Origin of the sequence: Lysinibacillus sp. NPDC048646 (assembly GCF_050272295.1) — a bacterium.
In the GTDB taxonomy this organism is placed as follows: Bacteria; Bacillota; Bacilli; order Bacillales_A; family Planococcaceae; genus Lysinibacillus.
The window spans coordinates 12,195-35,021 of the sequence record NZ_JBNNLZ010000019.1; the positions used below are offsets into that span (position 1 = coordinate 12,195).

Here is a 22,827-nt window from a genome sequence, read left to right on the forward strand (position 1 = left end):
TTAGCAGCATGAGATAGAATTATAAGAATAACGCCCATCCCTAATATGCTAATAATTAAATACATCACTTAGATGAAGTACAAACATAACTATTAAAATATAGAAATACTATAACCTTATAGATACTACATATTGTAAATTAACTTGGTTAATAAATCTATTTCAATTGCCTTTGTATGGCAAAAGTATCTCATATGGAAAGCCTTCTGAGTTTGTTGATATTATGGTACTTCACACAAAAAACATTACTTAGAGTAATGGAGACGTGTGGAAAAGGATTGAAAACGAGGACAACAATGAAAAAAACCCTTAGGGTGAGGAGCGCATAAAAAAGACCCTTGTTAGGATCAAATTTGTTTTGCACCATTTACTCGGATTTTTGTATCTGTATAGTAGGACATCGTTTTCTTAACTCGGTAATGAACTTTATTTTATCATTTGGTAAAATTTTTATACGATCGAGGGTTTCTGATTTCAAAAATAATACCAGTCCCTTATCAGACGGAGAAATTCGATAACCAGTGAATCCATCTGTCGTTGTAGCAATCTTTGTTATGTTTTGATACGGAATTTTACTTTTGAATGGTCCTCCTTTAATTAATAGATAATCTTCACAGAAAACATAGCTAATAGAAGTTCCGTACCACACTATAAAACCTAATGACATAATAAAGATAGCGAATATAGAAATTATAATTGATAATGATGCTTCCTTATAAATGGGAAGCAGTGGTATAGTACCCATTATTACAACCACTAAAAATATAAGTGTTAAAAGAAAAATGTCTCCTTTTGAACGAAAAACCACTGATTAATCACACCTTCCTTGTAATCTGTGTTTAATGCTTAAACTATACCATTTTTTACAGATATTATGATAAAAAACATCGAAAATTAGGGGCAACAAACTTCAAAAAGGCCAAATGTTAGTGCTTTATGCGAACACAAAATTAATTCGCATCGTAGAGAAGCGTTGCTTAATAGAAGTTATGGATTGCCTCAGTTCTGTAGTTATGGACATTTATATTCAATCCAATGGTTGATAAGCTTGCATAATACTACATATAGGAGTGATAACAATGGTTGAGGTACGTTACAAGGTAAGAGAAGTGTTGGACCAGAGCAAAGTAGATTCATTTTTGCAGCAAGCGCGAATTGGCCATCTTGGCATGGTTGATGGTCATCTGCCATATGTTGTGCCGCTTAATTTTGTTTGGACCAATGGGATGCTGTATTTTCATGGAGCCTCTGGCGGGAGACGAAATCAAGTGATGGATGAGAATCCGGAGGTCTGTTTTACGGTTTGTGAAGAGTATGGAACGATTACGAATCCAGTACCAGCGAAGACGGATACCGCATATATGAGTGTCATGGTTTTTGGTAAGGCTCAACCCATCGTCGATCTGGATGAGGCTACACATATGCTGCAAGAAATGATGAATAAGTATGTGCCTGGTTATTATAATCGTCCGTTATCCCAGCAACACGTAGACAAATATCGATCAGCAGTTTTCGGTGGTCCAGTGCAAGTTTATCGCATTGATCCACAACATATTACTGCGAAGGAAAATTCGATCGAAGAAGGGCGAATGTTCAAACCTGAACTTTCCTAAAAATGTGATACAGCTACAGATATCACACTTTTATATCTACGGTGAGGAATGTCTGTGTTAATTTACAGCCAAAAAGGGAGTTGGCGCATACCGATTATGTGACGCTTGGTGTGTTGCGGAACAAGTAGACGTTCGAGTGTATCAACATAGAAATACGGTTGTAATCGTCATGAACAAGCAAATAATGGCTGAAATCAACGCTCGATTGCAATGTTGTACGGTTCATTGAAGCCCTCCATTTCACGTACTTATGCAGGTGTGTCTTTGGGGTTGCAGTTGATCAAGCGGTGACTTAGCTATTAAACATCAATTCTCTATGATATTAGAAAGCAAGTTGAGGAGTAATGTATGGATATTTCAAGCATGCAAAAATATGTCAAACAGTTTAGTGAAGAAAAAGGATTCCATGTTAATACAACGCACACTAGAACATTGTATTTAGTGACTGAGGTTGGCGAACTGGCCAAAGAAATTTTAAGCATTTCTTTTAATCCAACAGAGGAAAAAGTCCGATTGGCAAAGGAAAACATAGGCTTGGAGATATACGATGTTATTTTCAATGTATTAGATCTCGCCAATCGATTGGAAATTGATGTGGAGGATGCCTGTCGGAAAAAGATGGAGATGAATAAGCACAGAATTTGGTATGAATGATCAACCTCTTCTATTTAAAAGCCACTAACTCTGGTCACACAGGGACAGTGGCTTTTGTGGATTCTAAAACAGAAACTAAATAGTAGAAATAGAAAAAGTCACCTTTCTAATGCTCATAGCAAAATAGATCATTTATTAGCAACGAACAGCAGGAGGAGCCCTTATGCAAAGCGATCAATGGTGTGAGAAATAAAGTTTTCTAGTAAGTGGATTGTCCATGATAACTGTATAAGGTTGAATATGGACTGCTGGAAATTGTTATTTTGGATGTTTTTTCTCAATCCTTAATTCGTTATGCTTAGAGCGTTCATTCATAAAACTGACAACGAATTAAAAGGGGGCATCATATGGTCTATTTAGTTGAAGAAAACCTCTCAACTGTGAGGAAGCAGATGGCATTGGCTTGCCAAGCTTCAGGGCGCAAAAAAGAAGAGGTGAAATTGCTGTTGGCGACAAAAACGGTAGCACTTGAAAAATTAACAATGGCTATTGAAGCGGGTGAAACTTTATTTGGTGAAAATAAAGCCCAAGAACTTCGGGACAAATTTCCACTTATGCAGCAATATAACCAAGTGGAATGGCACTTTATCGGACATCTGCAAACGAACAAAGTGAAGTACGTTGTAAAACATGTTACACTCATTCATTCTGTGGATCGCTTGAAATTAGGGCAGGCGCTTCATCAACAGCTTGTCAAAGAGAACAAGACGATGGATATTTTAGTGCAAATCAATACATCTCGTGAAGCCAGTAAATTTGGCGTCTCACCGGAATCAGCTCTGGAATTAGTTGAACAATTGTCTCAATTCGACACGTTGCATATCAAAGGACTAATGACGATAGGGAAACTGAATGCCACAAATGACGAAACCAGATATTGCTTCCGATTATTAAAACAAATTCAAACACAAATAATAGCGAAAAATTTTCCGCGTGTAGAAATGGACATTCTCTCGATGGGGATGTCTGGAGATTTCGAAGCTGCCATTGAAGAAGGCGCTACTATTATAAGAGTAGGGACAAGTGTATTTGGTCAACGTTATTTACCAGATGAATATTACTGGAATGAAAATGTGGTGCAGGTTGATTAGCAGAGAGGTAGGAAATGCGTATGAACACAACATCAGTTTCACTGCGTGGTCGTGATTTACTATCGCCCACTATAGCTGCTTTTATATCCGTCCTAGTCAACTACGGGGGTACTTTTATCCTGGTGTTTCAGGCGGCCAAGGTTGCTGGTCTAAGTCCTGAAATGACTGCGTCATGGATATGGTCGATTTCCATTGGTGTGGGGGTAACTGGTATCTGGCTAAGTTACCGATACCGTGAACCAATTATTACAGCTTGGTCAACACCAGGTGTGGCATTTCTTGTTTCAGCTTTGGCAGTTACGCCCTATGCTGAAGCAATTGGCGCTTATATCATTTCTGCTGTAGCATTTGTCATTCTGGGTTTATCAGGAATGTTCGAACGTTTTGTTCAGCTTATTCCTCCAGGCATCGCTTCTGGGCTACTGGCAGGTATTCTATTGCAGTTTGGCATTTCAGCCTTTGGTGGTGCGAAAGCTGACCCTTTACTTGTAATTATCCTATTTGCTGCGTATATCCTATTAAGACGATTTACATCTCGATATGCTATCGTAGGAATTTTAGCAATTGGATTGCTTTATTTGGTAAGTATGGGGAAGGTAGATTTTGGTAATATCGAATTGGCCATCGCATCTCCAGTATTTGTTATGCCTGAATTTTCGCTTCATGCCTTATTGGGCGTCGCTTTACCGCTTTTTATTATTACCTTGACGGGACAATACATGCCAGGAATGTTAGTGTTACGAAATGACGGATTTAAAACGAGCGCGAATCCGATTTTGATTGTAACAGGATTGGGCTCGCTCCTGACAGCACCATTTGGCTCTCATGCTTTTAATATAGCCGCGATTACAGCCGCGATTTGTACCGGGAAAGACGCACATGAGGATTCAACAAAACGATATATTGCAGGTATTGCCTGTGGTATTTTTTATATTATTGTTGGGATTTTTGGGGTGACATTGGCCGCATTGTTTTTAATTCTTCCTGCTACGTTCATTGCGACATTAGCGGGATTAGCATTGCTCGGTACAATTGGCAGTAGCCTTGCCAATGCGCTAACAAATCCTAATGGACGCGAAACAGCACTTATTACTTTTTTGGCAACTGCCGCAAATGTTACATTACTTGGAGTCGGAGGGGCATTTTGGGGACTCGTAGCGGGTTTAGTGGCCCATTTAGTGATGAATGGTCAATTGCTTAGAAAACAACATATGAATGGCGTACAACAAACAAAACCGAAGTAGTTAGAAGGAAAAATGAATACAGGAATAGTGACTATAAATTGTTTAAGAGCGAAACGATGATGCCATGTATTTAGAAAAGATTATCGTTTTGCTTTTTTTATGAACGAACAAATTCATTGAACACTTCTGCATGTATTTCAAAGTTCTACAAGCCGATAATTGGGGCTGTCCCAAAAGTAAGAATAGTATGCTAGGATTACTCAGGGCATACTATTTTTACCATATAGGAAACGGTTATTATTGTTTAAAGGACTTTGGGGCAGCCCCGTTTTTTTTTTTTTAGTTGGCTGGGTTAAAACAGAATGGGCGTGATTCGTATTATAAAAGTATCTCCGCAAGACGAAAGATGCCTTCTTCAATTGTTGCCTCATCCATTTTAGCAAATCCCAATACCCATCCTTTACGATTACTTTGCAAACAATACTTGCTCAGCGGATAAACACGGATTCCTTTTTCCAGCGCTAGGTTCGTCATTGCTTCTTCATCAAACGCTTCTTCAGCTTCAAGCAACATATGTAAACCCGTTTCAATACCGCTAAGTTTGAAACGCTCAGCTAGGCCAGTTGCAATGATGGCCTTCGTCATAGCTTCGTGTCTGCGTCGATAGACATTTCTTGTTCTCCTCATATGGCGCATAAAATGACCGTGTTCAATAAAATGAGCAAGCGTTAATTGCTCCATAATTGGAAGATGCCGATAGGTTAATTCTTGTACTTGGGCAAGTTGGCGAATGGCATCTTTTGGACCAACGATTGCCGAAATTCGTATGCCAGGAGCAACCATTTTGGAAAAACTCATCATATATAATGTGTTTTGAGGTTGCTGGCTAAACAAAGTTGGGAGCGGACCACCACGATATCTAAACTCACCATCATAATCGTCTTCTACAATCCAAAATTGATCTTGCGCAGACTTTTGTAGCAATTGTTGCCTGCGTGGTTCAGACATAATGACGCCAACTGCGCATTGATGTGAAGGCGTAACAAACGTAAGTTTGGATTGTGGATGAATGCGATCTACTTGTAAGCCGTATTCATCCACAGGCACAGGAACGACATGCATGTGCCGATAGTTCATGGTCATCCAAGCAGCAGGAAATCCAGGATCTTCAACAGAAACCGTTTCTCCTTCATGTAAAAGTGCTTGGGCAATGAGATCTATGCTATGCTGTGCACCTGAAGTTAAGATAATTTGGTCGATATCTACATGAACGCCTCTTTCGAATGTCAAGTAACGTTGAATCTGTTCACGCAGTGGTATAAAACCATAGGCGTTGCCGTAACCCCAATTGACCAGATCTGCTTCGGCTGATGCCTGTATAAAAGATTGTCGCCAAATTTTTCGGAAATGCTCGTCCAAATACGGCTCATGGGGACTAAAATCGAATTTTACGTTTAGATTTTCTTTGCCTCTAAACCAACTGTTCAACTGATCAACAGCTGCGTTTAATAAAGGTAATTCTGGTGCGGTTGGTCCTTGCGGAATAATTTCTTCTGAAGAGTTGGTTTGATATCCCCATTCACGGACCCTTGTGCCACCACGCCAATTTGTAACGGTGTAGCCACGACTGAATAATTCCTCATAAACTATTTGTATTGTTGAACGGGAAACACCGACTAATAAGGCGAGCTCTCGAGATGGGGGCAGCAACTCGCCAGGAGGCCATTTCCCTGTTGTAATATGATGAATAGCTTGGTCAAGCAATTGCTGCCATATGGGATTTTTATCGTCCCGGTTCACTTTTAGCATTCCATTCACTTCCAGATGATTTTAGTGGTTAAAATATGGATTGTAAAATTATATAAAAATGGCTATTATAGTACATTCCATAATGGCTATGCTATCATAAAAATAATGGTCTATGCAACATGACGGTATGAAGGGAAGATCCTTTCTGCCATGAGGATGCAAGTGAAAAAGAATAGCTCCTTACAAAGCAGATCAGACGTACTTTTGTGATAGTCTTTATTCACAAGAAAATAAAGAGAACCATCGTTGAAAAAGTTGTTTATGCTTCATCTCAGGGTAGCTCAAGCAATCGCTCAGATAAGGTGAAGTACCACTCGGGTAGCTCAAGTTACCGCTCAGGTAAGGTGGAGTACCGCTCGGGTAGCTCAAGTTATCGCTCAGGTAAGGCGGAGTACCGCTCGGGTAGCTCAAGTTATCGCTCAGGTAAGGCGGAGTACCGCTCGGGTAGCTCAAGCAATCGCTCAGGTAAGGCGGAGTACCGCTCGGGTAGCTCAAGTTACCGCTCAGGTAAGGTGGAGTACCGCTCGGGTAGCTCAAGTTATCGCTCAGGTAGGATGGAGTACCGCTCGGGTAGCTCAAGCAATCGCTCAGGTAAGGTGGAGTACCGCTCGGGTAGCTCAAGTTATCGCTCAGGTAAGGTGAAGTACCGCTCGGGTAGCTCAAGTTATCGCTCAGGTAAGATGGAGTACCGCTCGGGTAGCTCAAGTTACCGCTCAGGTAGGTGAAGTGCCGCTCGGGTAGCCGAAGCAATCGCTTAGAAGGCGGGGTTCCAACTACAAATAGTTTTTCATATACTACTGGATTTGGGTGGAATATGTTTGGAGGAGGAGATGGTAGTCCAAGAGCCTGATCTAGCGTCAAAGTTCAAGTAACTGGAATGACTGGAACACAAACAGTCAAATTGGACATCACATTTCCCAATAAATAAACTATGTTAGGTTATAAATCTTTAGATAAAAAATGGACTTATCTCTGTCAAGTAGACAACTTTAAAAAGGATTATGCAGCCATCTGGTGTCGATGTTCAATCGATGTTAGGTGGCTGAATCGTTTTTGAAAATATTGATAATTGTAAAAAAGAAATATATTTCGACAGCTTGTATCATTTTCTCAGAGGTTTTTAAATGAGATAGATAAGGTGAGTATTTAAAAGAGGTATTATTTTTCTTAGATATGATTCTGGGCGAATATTAAAGCTTCACCTTCGAAATAATACTCCATCTATTTTACATATGATATCTATGGATAATAAAAAGAACTCGCATTTTGATCAAAATTTTGTAAAATGCGAATTTTTTTTGTTATTCTAATCGCTGTTTAATGTAGCGAATAGTCTTTTTATTAAATGTCTTCTTTTTAGAGTTCAATTCCCTTTCTTAATTGCTAAATTTTATCCCGCGTTAACGGTCAGTAAGACGGTTAACTGACCGTTAACGCCCGATTGGTTCAACTACCAATCAGTGGGGGATAAAGAAAACCCCCACTGATTGGAGTTTCTCTTTATTTTTTTTTATCATATTGGCACGAAATATGTAGGGAGGATGGGTTATAATTGTGGTAAAGAAAACAGCCTATTCGAAATTGAAGATATGCATGTTACACGTATTTTATATACGGTTCAATCACATTTGTTTGGGCACACACGATAACATTGCTTCGGGTCCATTCAACACCCATCGGATGACATATATACAAGCTATTCTTTGGTTATCGTTGTCAGCACAAGAACGTATCATATAGAGAACTGTGCTTGTAAGGCAGGTGTGTCTTCCTGTATCGGAAGCACAGGATAGCTTGCAACAGGCAAAGGAAACCGTACTACAAGTGTCAATAATTTTATAGGCAGAAAATGAGTGAAGTCGATGTCTTACGAAAATAAAATCTTACAAATGAAAAAAATGCTCGGTAAAAAAACGCAAAAACCAGCCCAGGTGCAGGAAAAACCAGCTTTTCACAAGCCAATGATCCCAAACTATACGCCGCAGTGGGAAAATGCAGGACTTACTCGTGTAGATAATGACTATGGCATTGTATTTAAACGACAGGTGCATTATCCATTTACCTATCAGCATGGTCATTATCAATTGCAGGCATTTTTTGACGCGTTAGCAAAGTGGCAGACAGCTGAATTTAACCATCCCTATGCCTTAGAGATGGATGAGAAGGTGTTGTTTTTTGATACAGAAACTACAGGCTTAAGAGGTGTGGGCACACAAATATTTCTGCTAGGCTTTTTAGAAGTAACAGACGCGGATTTTGTGTTGACGCAATATGTTCTAGCTGACCCTGCCCATGAGGCGGCCATGTTATTTGAGTCCAAGCTCTGGCAAAAAACAGCGACCATGATTACTTATAATGGCAAGAGCTTTGATTGGCCACAACTTGAAACGCGCTGGACGCTCAATCAAAAACAATTACCGAAATTACGCACGCAGCGGCACATTGATTTGCTGCATAGCTCGAAGCGTTTATGGAAAAATGATATGGAGCGTCTGAAATTAAAATCAGTCGAAGAAGAGAAGCTTGGTTTTTTACGTGTAGGTGACATTCCCGGCTTCTTAGCGCCGATTATTTACTTAGACGCTGTGAAAAGCGGCGTACCAGATGCGCTTATGAAAGTTCTTCTGCACAACGAATGGGACTTACTTTCGCTCATAACCCTATATGTTCATTCTACTAACTTATTATTTGAAGAGGCGAGCGAGGAATCTGCAAAGACCTATACGAATATTGGGAAATGGTACGCGGATTTAAAGGAGAGCACACAAAGCGTAAAGGCTTTAGAAAAGGTAACCACACAATTCGATGCACTCGAAGCGGGAAATGCTCAATTTTACTTAGCCATGCAGCATAAAAAAAATAAAAACTATAATGAAGCGATTGATGCATTTGTAGCTGCCCTTCATTTTATTGAGCCACGGAAAAAATTGCAGGCATTCGAACAACTAGCAATAATCTATGAACATCAAATCAAAGATTACCAGCAGGCCCTTATTTATACACAAGAAGGCATACAACTGATTAATAAGACCGAGGAATGGCGAATAGAACAGAAGCAAAAATGGGAAATTTCTTGGGAAAATAGATTGCATAGATTAGGAAATAAGAAATAATTTCCCGGGTAAGCGCAAGAAACGACAAGTTTAGCCTTACAATTGATGTTTGCAGACGATATAATGTTATGAAATATGCTATAATGAATTCGTGTATGTAGTGTGAGGAAGGGCGATGTGAATGGACATTAAATTAACGTCAAAAATGATTCTTGAAAAGGAATTTAAGAAAAACTTTAAAGGCTACAATGTAGAAGAAGTCGATTCATTTCTTGATGAAATTATTCAAGATTATGAAACGTTTGAAAAAGTAGTGGCCCAATTGAGAGAAGAGAATAGACAACTTAAAGAAGAAATTGAAAATACACCAAAAAGACAACCTCAACCTGTAGCATCAACAGCAGGTACAACTAACTTTGATATTTTAAAACGTCTTTCGAATTTAGAAAAACATGTATTTGGTAGCAAGTTATACGAATAATTTTTATCAATTACATTGTATTTATCATAAAACTCTAGTATAATCTTTCGTATCATCATGAAATTCGAGTAATCGCTGCGACGCTAGACGTCGTAGAGGAAAGTCCATGCTCACACGGTACTGAGATGTCCGTAGTGTTCGTGCTTACTGAAAAAATAAGGTAAGGCAGCTTAAGGCTGACGGCGGAAGGAAGACCTAAGTCTTTAGGATATGGTTGAAACTTCCTGAAAGTGCCACAGTGACGGAGCTTGCTTGGAAACATGCAAGGTGGAACGAGGTAAACCCCACGAGTGAGAAACCCAAATTATGGTAGGGGCGCTCTCTTGAAGGAATTGAACGGATAGAGGGACAGAGTACACTCTGTAGATAGATGATTACTGCCCGGTCGTACGAGGCGCAAGCTGTTTGAGTACTCGGGAACAAAACATGGCTTACTGAATTTTTTGATGCTTATCTACGAATAACCTGCGCTCTCCAATTTGGTGGAGAGCTTTTATTTTGAACTAATTAAGAAAGTATAAACTTATAATCACTGTTTAGGTATTTCCACCACCCGTTTAAGGACAGGCTAATTAAGATATTGGCTATGCCTTTGATGCTTCGTTGTCGCACAAAAAAATCTCTGAAGCCGTTGCTGCTCTTGTACCGCTTTCACGCGGATGAATTGTTGCTTGGACATGACTTTTTGACAACGCGTGTGTGGATGCACGTGCACTTTTCTTATAAAAATGAGGGTAGTATAGAGAGATAGGATGGAGCGGAAACATGAACGGAGTGAACAATTGGAATAGTCTGAATAAGCTAAATTCGATTTCCAAATATCCTACTGCCTTAATTACGAAAATCTTCGAAAATGTATCTGAAGGCATCATGATTACAGATAAACATAAAAAAATAGAGATGGTCAATCCCGCGTTTGAATTCGTTACTGGTTATAAGCGAGATGAAGTAATTGGGAAAACACCGGCAGTATTACAGTCCGGTGTACATGAACTGCCTTTTTATTTAAATATGTGGGAAAAGATACGACAAGAAGGAATTTGGCAGGGTGAAATATGGAATCGCCGTAAAACTGGGGACGTATATCCTGAATGGTTAACCATTGTTGGCGTCACCAATGATGAGGGAGAGATTTCAAATTACTGTGGCATTTTCACAGATTTGTCTGAAAGAAAAATAGTAGAAAATGAGCTGGAAAAACGTTTGTTAACGGACTCATTAACGGATGTATCAAATCGATTTGCTTATATTGAGAGAATGGATAGTCTGCTAGAATCGACTTCTACTATTTCTCATTCAGTACAGCATGCTGTCTACTTTCTTGACCTGGACAGATTCAAACTAATTAATGATACATTAGGACATGCAGTGGGCGATACAATTCTAGTAGAAGTAGCAACACGTCTGCAAACATTGCTGAAAAATAAAGATATCATTGCAAGGTACGGTGGTGATGAGTTCATCATTACCTTAACAAATGTGAAAAATGTGCGAGAAGCGGCAAAGTTTGCAGAGCAAATTATTCAAACGATTGAACAGCCGATGGACATCAATGGCCAAAAAATTTTTATCTCCACGAGCATTGGTATTAGCATGTACCCGGTTGATGGCGAATCCACCGAACAGATTATACGCTGCGCGGATAAAGCGATGACGTATTCAAAAAAGAATGGACGTAATGGCTATTCGTTTTATTTTGATGAATTGCAAACAGATTCACAGCGTGTGTTATTGTTAGATTCAGAGTTACGTAGAGCAATAGATGAACGTGCATTCGAGCTATATTTCCAACCGAAAATTGAGATGGAAAATGAACAAATTCAAGGCTTAGAAGCACTGGTGCGTTGGAATAATGAGCGTCTTGGATTTGTCTCTCCTGCAGAATTTATTCCATACGCAGAGGAAACGGGTTTAATCATTCCGTTAAGTGAAATCATTATCGAAAAGGCCTGTGAGGCAGTTATAAAATTGCAGCAATTTGGCATTAAAATTCCGATTTCGATTAATATATCGAGCATTCATTTCAAACAGCGGAACTTTTTAGAGTCCGTTCAAGCAATATTAGAACGCTATAACACGCCAGCCAATAATTTTGAAATTGAGGTTACAGAACGTACCGTGATGAACAGTGCGACTGAAACGGTCAGCAAGCTTGTACGTCTAAAACAGCTCGGTTTTAAACTCTCAATTGACGATTTTGGTACAGGCTATTCATCATTAAGTTATTTAGTTCGATTCCCACTCGATTGTTTAAAAATTGATCGTAGCTTTATTCAACACATATCCTCACTCGATGAAAAACAAGCAGTCGTGGATGCGATTATTCAAATGTCACATCGCTTAAAAATGAAAGTTGTGGCAGAAGGTGTAGAACAAGCACAACAAGTGGATATACTACGTAAAATGAACTGTGATATTATTCAAGGCTATTATTACTGTAAACCATTACCACTTCATGAGTTACTTGAATTTATTGAGTTTTGGGAAATTGAACATCAAGGAAGGAAATAATGTATGGCAAATTATAAATTAGTAGCAACTTCAGCAATGGGCCTAGAGTCAATTGTGGCACAAGAAGTACAGGCATTAGGATATGAAACGACTGTTGACAATGGCAAAGTCTATTTTGAAGGTGATGAGACGGCTATTGCACGAACAAACTTATGGTTGCGCGTAGCGGATCGTGTGAAAATCGTTGTAGGACAATTTCCCGCAACATCTTTCGAGCAATTGTTTGAAAGTGTAAAAGCGCTACCTTGGGAAAAGTATTTACCAGTGGATGCGGCCTTTCCGGTATCGGGGAAATCTGTAAAATCAAAATTATTTAGTGTGCCAGATTGTCAAGCCATTACCAAAAAAGCAATTGTTGAACGCATGAAACAGCACTATAAACGTCTTGGCTTTTTAGATGAATCCGGTGCGACTTATAAAATTGAAGTTTCAATTTTGAAAGATGTGGCTACACTGACACTTGATACTTCCGGCGCTGGCTTACATAAACGTGGCTACCGTCAAGTACAGGGCGAAGCACCGCTGAAAGAAACGTTAGCGGCTGCCCTTGTACAAATTTCAAAATGGAATCCTAATCGTCCTTTTGTCGATCCGTTCTGTGGCTCTGGGACAATTACCTTAGAAGCAGCCATGTTCGGACAAAATATTGCACCAGGCTATAACCGTGAATTCATCTCAGAAGAATGGCCATGGATGAAGGCAAAAATTTGGGATGCGGCACGTGATGAGGCGGATAGCTTAGCGAATTATGACCAACCACTTGAAATTATCGGATCAGACATTGACCATCGCATGGTGAGCATTGCCCAAGAAAATACACTAGAAGCAGGCTTTGGCGACATTATTACGTTCAAGCAAATGCAAGCACGTGATTTTACGACACAGCTAACAGATGGTGTCATGATAGGTAATCCTCCATATGGAGAGCGTATTGGTGATGTTGAAGTTGTGGAACAGGTAATTCGCGATTTAGGTCAGGTCATGAAAAACTACCCAACTTGGTCTGTGTACATGTTGTCCTCAATGAAAAACTTTGAAGAATTATATGGTCGTCAAACGACGAAGAAACGTAAATTATTCAATGGCTTTATCGAAACGAATTATTATCAATTCTGGGGACAAAAGTCAAAAAAAGAGTGACTATGTAAGTAACGGAAGATGAGATTTTTTCTTATCTTCCGTTTCGTCGCGTATAATAGGAGCAGATTGTAAGAGGGGGAACGTCAATTGCGTAAATCTTTACCATTTGTATTAACGAAGGATCGCTCATTTTTCGAGTCACTAGGTGACTGGATGGGAGACGTCCTTTACGATGAACTACCGGAGAAGGGCTTTGAATGCCGTGATGAACAAATTTTCATGGCTTATCAAATCGAGCAGGCCTTAAAAGAGAAAAATGTGCTATTTGCAGAAGCAGGAGTAGGAACAGGCAAAACAATCGCTTATTTGTTGCCAGCTGTATCCTATGCACGTTATACAGGTAAACCGGCACTGATTGCCTGTGCTGATGAAACATTAATCGACCAGCTTGTAAAAGAGGGCGGCGATATATATAAATTACAAAAAACACTAGGGTTAGAAATCGATGTGCGCTTAGCAAAATCACGTGACCAATATTTGTGTTTAAAACGTTTTGAAGAAGCAGAAAAGGTGGAAACGGACGAGTGGATTGACGATATCGCGTTTTCCATTCCAGATGGTGTGTACGCACAAGGCTCCATGATTGCTGTGCAGCCATATGGGGATCGCAGTGATTATTCAACAGTCAGTGACGAGGATTGGCAAAAGGTAAATTATAATTCCATTATGCAATGCTCGGTCTGTGATCTACGAAATCGTTGTGGTCAAACGCTTCACCGTGCTCATTACCGTAAATCAACGGATCTCATCATTTGCTCACAAGATTTCCTAATGGAGCACTTGGCTACAAAGGAATCACGTGAACGTGAAGGACAGCTAGCATTACTGCCTGAAGTATCCATGATGGTGCTGGATGAAGGACATTTATTGGAGTATGCTGCCCAAAAAGCAATGACATATAAGGTGCAGGCGACGACAATTGTCCAGCTATTGGAACGTTTAATGGTTGATGGTGTGCGTGAGCGTACATTATATGCCATGGAGAAATTACAAGACGACCATGAACTATTTTTCGACCAGCTACGTGACGATATCGTGGCATCGGAAGAAGAGCGTAAACGTATCAATAAATCTGCGACGCTGTTAACATACGGCAAGCAGCTGATTGCCGATGTAGAAGTATTACTAGAAGAATTAGTCTTTGAATCAGAAATGTATATGATTCCAGAGTATGAGTTAAATATGGCAGAAGAGTATTTAGAGCAATACGAAGCGTCACTACGCATTTTCACTGCGCAAGGGGACGCGGTTGATTGGCTAGAGGAAACAGACGGAGAAGAAACACTGGTTATTATGCCACGACTTATTACCGAAGTTTTAGAAGAAAAGCTATTCTCGAAAAAGTTACCAATCGTATTTTCTTCTGCAACATTATCGGTGAATAAAGATTTCTCGTACATTGCCTATAGTTTAGGAATTCGTAATTACCAATCATTCTCAGTTCCTTCGCCTTTTGATTATGAAGAAGTGATGAAAATTTACCTGCATGAACTATCTCAGAAAGAGAAAACAGCACGCGTGCAACAGCTCTTAAAAGATGGTGAAAAGACGTTAATTCTCTTTAAATCTAAGCAGGCAATGTTAGATTTTAAAGCACAATTACCGATTATGGAGCGTATGTATGTAGCTTTTGAAGGGGATCGTGAGTTATCTGCAATTGTCCGCGATTTCCAAGAAGGTACGGTCAAAACATTATGTTCCTATCATTTATGGGAAGGGTTAGACTTGCCGGAAGAAGCACTAACACGCGTCATTATTTATGACTTGCCATTCCCACCACACGATCCATTATTTGATGCCAAGCGTACCTTTGCAGAAAATGCCTTTGAAGAGGTCGAATTACCATTCATGCAACTGCGATTACAGCAAGGAATGGGGCGTTTAATACGAACTTCCAATGACCACGGAGATATTCATATTTTGCTGAATGAAGAAGAAGCAAAACAACGTGAAACATTTGAAAATATTTTAGCTGTAACACCAGAAATAAAATAACATGAAAAAAGTGATTTTGTGAATTTCGCAGAATCACTTTTTTTATATTAGAATAATAAAATATTTCAAAAATATACGGACTGCTTAAAAAAGTGTTGAATATTTCTCTTTTAAGCTTTATAGTCCTTAGTAATGCATCTATTTTAGTAAAAGAAATAATATTTTTATTGAAAATAATTTTGCAAAAGGTTTATAATGATGACAAGAAAATTTACAATAATCAAATTAAGTCTTGATTATTTTTGTGATAGGGGGTTTTAAACCTGTCGAACATTCAATCATTGTGTCGAAAATATACAAACTTATCGGCAACTGATATAGAGAAGTTAATAGAGATGGAAACGACGCTAGCGTACTATGCTGAATTGACAGATTGTTATATGTTCATAGATTGCATGATGGAAAATTTACCACATGCAATTGTTGTGGCAGAGGCCTACCCCAAGAAACAACATGGTTTATATGAAAAAACCGTTATTGGTAAATTTGTTTTTGAAAGTTTTGAGCCAGCTGTTTTTTCTGCTTTTAAAAATAGAGAAAAATCATCGTCTATTCCACGAGCAATTACGCAGGAAGGGTTAACAGTTGAACAAAATGTGATTCCTATCTTTAATGAGCAACAGCAAGTAATTGCTGTGTTAATTCAAGAAAGACAAGTGGAAGCGCTATCAAAACCAAAAGATGATTTGCAAAATATGCCATTTGCATTAATTGAGCATATTGTAGAACCAAATCTACAGCCTATTCCAGTTGTTTCTGATTTGCTAGTGGAATCGATTATTCTAACAAATCATGACAACAAAGTGATCTATACGAATCCTGCAGGCTATCGTTTTATATCCGAGCTATCAGGATTAGAATCCTTTGACCAGATTGCGTTAGATAAGATCTTACCTTTTTTACAAGAGGTCTATGCTGAAGGTGATGATGTATTTTTTTTAGAAATTACCTTTGACCGTAAATCTTTTATCGTAAAAAAAATTCCGATCCGCAATCAAAATGACAAAGTAACACTACTGATCATTCAAGACCTTACAGAGCTTAAGCTGAAAGAAAATGAACTGACGATGAAAACATTTGCTATTCGGGAAATTCACCATCGTGTGAAAAATAATCTACAAACAGTAACGAGCTTATTGCGTTTGCAAATGCGCAACGAATTGTCAGCTTCGAATGTCACGGCGTTTCAAGAGGCATTAAATCGAATCTATAGCATTTCATCTGTCTATGAACTTATTTTAGAGAACGAGGATAATGCCGAAGAAAAAGTTGACGTTATCGCATTATCTAAAAAGATTGGGCATAAAATGGTTGGAACGGCGGGTACACCATCCATTCAATTGGCCTTTCATCACGAAAATATTCAATTATTTTGCCATTCTAAAAAAGCAGTGTCGCTTGCGCTCATCATGTGTGAGTTACTACAGAATGCATTAAAATATGCGTTTATTGGTCGTGAAGAAGGGATGATCGACATTCAATTTTTTCACAACGAATCAACGATTTCACTTCATATTTCTGACAACGGCGTTGGAATGCATGAAGTGAAGGCATCGTTTGGAATGGAGATTATCACAAGGCTCGTTGAATATGATTTAGCAGGCACATTTACAATTATCCCTAGTGAAAGAGGTACACATACTCAAATTCAGTTTCCTGTAAGTGAGGAGGTATTTATCGTAAATGACTAGGAAAGTAATGATTGTCGAAGATGAATCACTTATTGCGATTGATTTGAAATTTATGCTAGAAGATAATGGCTATGAGGTGGTGGCTCAGGCAAATAATGGAGAGACCGCGATAGAGTTGGCCTTTACCTATAAGCCACATTTAATCTTAATGGACATTAAAATGCCGAAGCTGGATGGATTAAAGGCTAGTAAAATCATTGAACAGCAACTCGGTATACCGGTGCTTTTTATATCAGCCTACAGTGAAAAAGAATTATTACTCTACATGAAACAAGACAATATCCTTGGCTATGTCATGAAACCATTTTCGGAAAAGAATGTACTTCCAGCGTTGGAGGTTGCTTTTCACCAAATTGAGAAATTCAAACGTTTAAACGGAGAATTACTGCATATTCAAACCGAAATAGAGAAACGAAAAATAATTGAACGGGCAAAGGGCTTGTTGATGCAGGCAGAAGATCTCAGTGAGGACGAGGCCTACAAGAAAATTCGTAATGAGAGTATGCAAACTCAACAAGAAATGGTACGCATTGCCGAGAGGATTATAAATACCCTACAAGTAAATAGTTAAAGCAAAGACGCTTAAAGAGATTTTTTCTTTAATGCGTCTTTTTTATATAGATAAAAAACAAGAGGGGTGGTTAGTAGGATGGCAATGATAGGAACGGTAATTGTTTATATTATTATGATTTGTGCCGTTTTAGGTGCAATCGGAGCAATTCGGGATGCAGAGTATGGAATCGGTAAAGAGTTTATGAATGGAATCCATACGGTTGGTCATATTTTTGTGCCAGCAGCAGGGATTATGGCTGCAATACCTTACTTAACGTGGTTTATTAGTCATTTTATAAGCCCAATTTTTGAATGGATTGGTGCGGACCCTGCCATTGCAGCAACAACAATTTTAGCTTCTGATATGGGGGGGTATCAGTTAGCCAATGCTTTAAAAGAGTCTTATGAAGGTTGGGTAATGGCCTTAGTTGTCGGCTTTATGTCAGGTGCAACAATTGTGTTCTCGATTCCAATGGGGCTCGCTATGTTGGACAAGCGTGATCATAAATATATGGCACTAGGCATTATGGCTGGTGTATTAACGATTCCGATTGGTGCATTTATTTCTTCGGTTATGATTGTGCTCTTTAATACAGAAGTTCGTGAAGTGATTAGTACAACCGAGGCGCCAACCTATGTTTTTGCCATTTCTGTGTTACAAATATTAATTAATTTATTGCCATTGTTTATCTTTGTTGTATTAATCGCACTTGGTTTAAAACTTATTCCAAATGGCATGATTGCAGGCTTTATGTTATTTGGGCGTGTGATGGATGCGGCCATTAAATTAGTGTTAGTGTTCTCCATTGTGGAAATTTTCACAGGCATTTTCACCAAGATTTTCGGGGCGTGGGGCTTTGACCCTATCATGGCAGATGAAATCGATCAATTCCGTGCATTAGAAACAGCAGGGTATATCGGAATTATGTTAGCGGGTGCGTTCCCGATGGTGTACTTAATTCGAAAATATGCTTCGGTTCCGCTTGAAGCGGCTGGTAAAAAATTAGGTTTATCTTCAGTAGGAAGTGCGGGTATTTTAGCGACGATTGCCAATATTTTAGCGATGTTCACACTTATTCGGGACATGCCTCCGAAAGATAAGGTGATTAATATCGCATTTGGTGTCTGTGCGGCATTCCTGCTAGGGGATCATTTATCGTTCACGGCCAATTTCCAGCCAACGATTATTTTGCCGGTTATTACAGGAAAACTATTAGCGGGCATCATAGCCATTTATCTTGCTTATAAACTATCGGTTCCAACAGCCCTAAGGCTAGAACAAGAGGATCGACAAGCTGGCATTATTAAAGCAGACGAATATTTACCAGATCGAAAATCCGAATAAGAAGAACAAATGATGAAAGGGTGATGATGTGTGAGTGAAGAAAAGAAACGTTTTATTCAGGAGTTTGTGCCAGGGAAACAACTAACATTGAGTCATCTCATAGCCAATCCTGATCCCGATATGTTTCAAAAGCTGGGCATTCAAGAAGCGGGGGCGCTAGGTATTATGACTTGTACACCGAGTGAAACCGTCATTATCGCAGGTGATTTAGCGACAAAGGCCGCGAATGTACGATTAGGATTTTTAGATCGTTTTACTGGCAGTCTCGTTATTGTGGGAAGTGTGTCGGAAGTGGAAATGGCGATGTTAGAGATAAATCGCTTTTTATCGGAAAGCTTAGGTTATACGCCAGCAAAAATAACAAAGTCTTAGGATGTGCCATATGAAAAATCGAGTAATGATCATAGGCGGAGTTCAGGCAGGGAAATCCACACTCATGCATGCATTATTGGGGAAGGATGGACTGGCCCATAAAACACAGGCACTTGTTTATGAGGACTGGATTGTCGATACACCAGGAGAATATATAGAAAATCCAATGTATTACAGAAATATAATGGCGACATCACTCGAAGTGACACATGTGATTTATTTACAAGATGCTACATCATCAAGGTGTGTTTTCCCACCGCAATTTAGCTTAGGCATTCCGAAAATACAAATCGGTGTTCTTACAAAAATTGATGACCCCCTTGCAGATGTAGAACGAGCAATCACATTATTAAAAAAGGTCATGACCCATGGGCCTATCGTGAAAACTTCTGCATGGCAAAAGCAAGGTATTGAGTTTATTGCACCACTGATTCAGCTCAATTCGGACGAAGAAATTCGACAATTTGTGAAAAATTGTGACAGTCCTTATCTCATGTATAGCCAGTAGTGGATGGAAGGTGGTGGAGTGAGTTGAAGACAGAGAAAATTTATAGTGCAGGCATTGATATTGGCACGAGTACAACCAAGATGGTTGTCAGTCGTTTGTTGTTAAAAAATGTTGCTGGGCTGACGCAAGTGCCACGGATAGAAATTATTGAAAAAACAATTTTACATCAAAGTCCCATTATTAAAACACCCTTTATCAATAAAGATGTAATTGATATGGGAAAAATTGAACAGTTTATTTTTCAGCAATATAAATTAGCGGATATTGCACCAGCAGATATTTCAACCGGAGCTATTATCATCACAGGTGAATCCGCAACAAAGCAAAATGCCAGTGAGGTTGTTCATGCTATAGCAGATACTGCGGGACATTTTTTGGTTGCTACGGCTGGCCCTGATTTAGAAGGGATACTTGCAGCAAAAGGTGCGGGTACTGTACAGCAGTCAAAGAATTCTGCCAAAGTCATCGCCAATATTGATATTGGTGGAGGTACGGCAAATATTGCCGTCATGCAATTTGGCGAAGTGATTGGCACATGCACACTACATATCGGTGGACGACTCATTGAATTTCATCATGGTATTGTCCAGTCGATTTCATCGCCGCTTAACAGACTAATGGAAAAATGGTCAAATCCATTAAGCGTTGGTGATGTTGCAGGGGATGTTCGTGTTACTCAGTGTATTGATGCGATGGTGGAAACTTTAGCAATGACGTTAAGTGGGCAATTAAAGGATGAACAGCATCCAATATTGTTGGGGCATTTGCCCAGTTGGGATAAACCGATAGATGCCATTATGTTTTCCGGAGGGGTCGCTGCTTGTATCTATGAAAATGATTGTACACAACGCCAGTATGATGATATTGGTGAAAAACTAGCGAAAATGCTGTTACAACATGAGCAGCTGCAATCATTTTTATGGTTAAGACCGGAGGAAACATCACGGGCAACGGTGACCGGGGCAGGTACACAAACAACTGAAATTAGTGGTGCAACGATTCAAGTGAATGCCGATGTTTTGCCATTAAAAAATGTGCCCGTTATTACTTGCCATATGGATACCCCATTAAAAAAATTCGACCAAGTGGTGAAAACAGCCGTAGAAAGAGCAGACACACTTTTTTCAATCCAAGAGAACCGTGCACCCTTTGCCTTATATTTTAGTCAATTACCTTATTTGAATTTCCAAGATGTCCATCAATTGTGTGAGGTCATCTTACAGCAATTAGCGTCAAGAAGTTCCAAAGAAATGCCAATTATTATAGTTATGCAATCAGATTATGCAAAGGTCATAGGGCAAACAATACAAGCTCTTCATCGAACTGTACCAATTATTTGCATCGATCAAATCAAAGTAGAAACAGGTGATTATATTGACATAGGGGAGGTACTACCATCTGGTGTTGTCCCCGTTGTTGTAAAAACACTTGCTTTCCACTCAAAGTAAAGGAGGATGAATGTGAAACTATCGATGATGTTTGGTGGAGAAAAATATAATTTTGAGTCATTAAAAGATGTCATGGCCAAGGCCAATGAAGAAAAATCAGGTGACCAGCTAGCTGGGATAGCTGCTGAATCTGTACAACAGCGTATTGCAGCGAAGGCCGTAATAAGTGAGTTATTAGTAAAAGACATTAGAGAAAATCCATTAATCCCTCCAGAAAATGATGAGGTAACGCGCATCATTGAACAAGACGTCAATGAGCAAATATATGGAGAAATTAAAAACTGGAGCATCGAGCAACTTCGAGAATACATCTTGTCGAATGATACAGGGGATCGGGAGTTAAAGCGTTTAAGTAAGGGCATGAATTCGGAAATTATTGCAGCTGTGACGAAGCTCATGTCTAATTTAGACCTTGTTCATGCAGCCAATAAAGTAGAAATTTTATCGACCTGTAATAGTACTATCGGGCAAAAGGGTACAATTGCCTCCAGATTACAGCCGAACCATCCGACAGACAATATTGACGGCATCATTGCCTCATTAAAAGAAGGCTTGTCCTATGGTATTGGCGATGCCGTCATCGGTATTAACCCCGTAGATGATTCAGTAGAAAGTGTTAAAAAAGTATTGCACGCAACAAAAGAGTTTATCAATGACTGGTCGATTCCTACCCAGAACTGTGTATTGGCACATATTACAACACAGATGAAGGCCATTAAGCAGGGGGCACCAGCAGATATGATTTTTCAAAGTATTGCTGGGACCGAAATAGCCAATCGCTCGTTCGGTATTTCCGCTGACATGATAAGAGAAGCAGAGGAACTTGTGAAAAAGCAAGGAACGGGAACAGGGCCAAATTTATTTTACTTTGAAACGGGGCAAGGTTCTGAACTTTCTGCAGAGGCTCATATGGGCATTGACCAAGTCACGTTAGAATCCCGCAATTATGGATTTGCCCGTCATTTTAACCCGTTTATCGTCAACACGGTTGTTGGCTTTATCGGCCCTGAGTATTTATACAACAATAAGCAAGTCATTCGTGCTGGTCTTGAAGACCATTTTATGGGCAAAATGCATGGCATTCCAATGGGGGTCGATATTTGTTATACGAATCATATAAAAGCAGACCAAAATGATATTGAGGATTTAAGCGTTTTACTGACAGCGGCTGGTGTGAACTTTATCATTGCCGCAGCAATGGGAGACGATGTCATGCTGAACTACCAGTCGATGAGCTTCCACGATGTAGCCACATTGCTGCAAACGTTTGGCAAAAAGCCAACCCCTGCATATTTAGCCTGGCTAGAAAAAATGGGTGTCTATGAAAATGGTCGTCTTTCAGCGAGGGCGGGCGATTTATCTTTGTTTGAAAGGTAGGTG

19 protein-coding genes and 1 other RNA gene are annotated in these 22,827 nt (G+C 39.4%); 18 read left to right on the forward strand and 2 right to left on the reverse strand.

Annotated elements, in window-relative coordinates; all coding sequences use genetic code 11:
- Positions 1 to 367: 367 nt before the first annotated feature.
- Positions 368 to 808: a PH domain-containing protein gene (locus tag ACQKII_RS17770; RefSeq protein WP_427461485.1), complete on the reverse strand. Its 441-nt coding sequence runs from the start codon at positions 806 to 808 to the stop codon at positions 368 to 370.
- 271 nt (positions 809 to 1,079) lie between these two features.
- Here ACQKII_RS17770 and ACQKII_RS17775 point away from each other — a divergent pair, with 271 nt between their 5' ends.
- The 4 genes from ACQKII_RS17775 (at position 1,080) to ACQKII_RS17790 (ending at position 4,602) form a co-directional block, all read left to right on the forward strand.
- Positions 1,080 to 1,613, forward strand: a complete 534-nt coding sequence (locus tag ACQKII_RS17775) for a pyridoxamine 5'-phosphate oxidase family protein (RefSeq protein WP_427461487.1) — start codon at positions 1,080 to 1,082, stop codon at positions 1,611 to 1,613.
- Between the two features lie 348 nt (positions 1,614 to 1,961).
- Positions 1,962 to 2,267, forward strand: a complete 306-nt coding sequence (locus tag ACQKII_RS17780) for a MazG nucleotide pyrophosphohydrolase domain-containing protein (protein ID WP_427461489.1) — start codon at positions 1,962 to 1,964, stop codon at positions 2,265 to 2,267.
- A 347-nt stretch (positions 2,268 to 2,614) separates the two neighbouring features.
- Positions 2,615 to 3,358 (forward strand): YggS family pyridoxal phosphate-dependent enzyme, encoded by a 744-nt coding sequence (locus tag ACQKII_RS17785; RefSeq protein ID WP_427461491.1) that lies wholly within the window; start codon positions 2,615 to 2,617, stop codon positions 3,356 to 3,358.
- Positions 3,359 to 3,378: 20 nt separating this feature from the next.
- Positions 3,379 to 4,602, forward strand: coding sequence for a benzoate/H(+) symporter BenE family transporter (locus ACQKII_RS17790; protein WP_427461493.1), 1,224 nt, complete (start codon positions 3,379 to 3,381; stop codon positions 4,600 to 4,602).
- Positions 4,603 to 4,920: 318 nt separating this feature from the next.
- Here the strand turns inward: ACQKII_RS17790 and ACQKII_RS17795 are convergent, their stop codons facing one another.
- Entirely contained in the window at positions 4,921 to 6,351 is a 1,431-nt protein-coding gene (locus ACQKII_RS17795) for a PLP-dependent aminotransferase family protein (RefSeq protein ID WP_427461495.1), read from the reverse strand.
- 206 nt (positions 6,352 to 6,557) lie between these two features.
- Between ACQKII_RS17795 and ACQKII_RS17800 the strand changes: the two genes are divergently transcribed.
- The 14 genes from ACQKII_RS17800 to ACQKII_RS17865 all read left to right on the forward strand — a co-directional run bounded on the left by ACQKII_RS17800 (position 6,558) and on the right by ACQKII_RS17865 (position 22,824).
- Complete coding sequence (locus ACQKII_RS17800) at positions 6,558 to 7,076, forward strand: hypothetical protein (RefSeq protein ID WP_427461497.1); 519 nt, start codon at positions 6,558 to 6,560, stop codon at positions 7,074 to 7,076.
- Between the two features lie 1,137 nt (positions 7,077 to 8,213).
- On the forward strand, positions 8,214 to 9,464 hold the full coding sequence (locus ACQKII_RS17805; RefSeq protein WP_427461498.1) for a ribonuclease H-like domain-containing protein: 1,251 nt from the start codon (positions 8,214 to 8,216) through the stop codon (positions 9,462 to 9,464).
- Between the two features lie 121 nt (positions 9,465 to 9,585).
- Positions 9,586 to 9,885 (forward strand): cell division regulator GpsB, encoded by a 300-nt coding sequence (gene gpsB / locus ACQKII_RS17810; protein ID WP_427461500.1) that lies wholly within the window; start codon positions 9,586 to 9,588, stop codon positions 9,883 to 9,885.
- A gap of 60 nt (positions 9,886 to 9,945) precedes the next feature.
- An RNA gene (rnpB, locus tag ACQKII_RS17815) (RNase P RNA component class B) lies at positions 9,946 to 10,324 on the forward strand.
- Between the two features lie 326 nt (positions 10,325 to 10,650).
- Positions 10,651 to 12,396 (forward strand): EAL domain-containing protein, encoded by a 1,746-nt coding sequence (locus ACQKII_RS17820; RefSeq protein WP_427461502.1) that lies wholly within the window; start codon positions 10,651 to 10,653, stop codon positions 12,394 to 12,396.
- Between the two features lie 3 nt (positions 12,397 to 12,399).
- The gene (locus tag ACQKII_RS17825) at positions 12,400 to 13,536 is read left to right on the forward strand and encodes a THUMP domain-containing class I SAM-dependent RNA methyltransferase (protein ID WP_427461504.1); all 1,137 of its coding nucleotides are present in this window, start codon (positions 12,400 to 12,402) and stop codon (positions 13,534 to 13,536) included.
- Between the two features lie 87 nt (positions 13,537 to 13,623).
- Positions 13,624 to 15,531 carry an ATP-dependent DNA helicase gene (locus ACQKII_RS17830; RefSeq protein ID WP_427461506.1) on the forward strand — a complete coding sequence of 636 codons (1,908 nt, stop codon included), beginning with the start codon at positions 13,624 to 13,626 and terminating at the stop codon, positions 15,529 to 15,531.
- Positions 15,532 to 15,866: 335 nt separating this feature from the next.
- Complete coding sequence (locus ACQKII_RS17835; RefSeq protein ID WP_427461508.1) at positions 15,867 to 17,222, forward strand: histidine kinase N-terminal domain-containing protein; 1,356 nt, start codon at positions 15,867 to 15,869, stop codon at positions 17,220 to 17,222.
- Positions 17,215 to 17,793, forward strand: a complete 579-nt coding sequence (locus ACQKII_RS17840) for an ANTAR domain-containing response regulator (RefSeq protein WP_427461510.1) — start codon at positions 17,215 to 17,217, stop codon at positions 17,791 to 17,793. Before ACQKII_RS17835 ends, ACQKII_RS17840 begins: the two co-directional genes overlap by 8 nt.
- 78 nt (positions 17,794 to 17,871) lie before the next feature.
- Entirely contained in the window at positions 17,872 to 19,119 is a 1,248-nt protein-coding gene (eutH, locus tag ACQKII_RS17845; protein ID WP_427461512.1) for an ethanolamine utilization protein EutH, read from the forward strand.
- A 30-nt stretch (positions 19,120 to 19,149) separates the two neighbouring features.
- Positions 19,150 to 19,491: an ethanolamine utilization microcompartment protein EutS gene (gene eutS, locus ACQKII_RS17850; protein ID WP_010858940.1), complete on the forward strand. Its 342-nt coding sequence runs from the start codon at positions 19,150 to 19,152 to the stop codon at positions 19,489 to 19,491.
- A 10-nt stretch (positions 19,492 to 19,501) separates the two neighbouring features.
- A complete protein-coding gene (locus ACQKII_RS17855) occupies positions 19,502 to 19,999 on the forward strand; it encodes a EutP/PduV family microcompartment system protein (protein ID WP_427461514.1) in 498 nt (165 codons plus the stop codon).
- Between the two features lie 23 nt (positions 20,000 to 20,022).
- The gene (locus tag ACQKII_RS17860; protein WP_427461515.1) at positions 20,023 to 21,447 is read left to right on the forward strand and encodes an ethanolamine ammonia-lyase reactivating factor EutA; all 1,425 of its coding nucleotides are present in this window, start codon (positions 20,023 to 20,025) and stop codon (positions 21,445 to 21,447) included.
- Between the two features lie 6 nt (positions 21,448 to 21,453).
- On the forward strand, positions 21,454 to 22,824 hold the full coding sequence (locus ACQKII_RS17865; protein WP_427461517.1) for an ethanolamine ammonia-lyase subunit EutB: 1,371 nt from the start codon (positions 21,454 to 21,456) through the stop codon (positions 22,822 to 22,824).
- Positions 22,825 to 22,827: the final 3 nt, after the last annotated feature.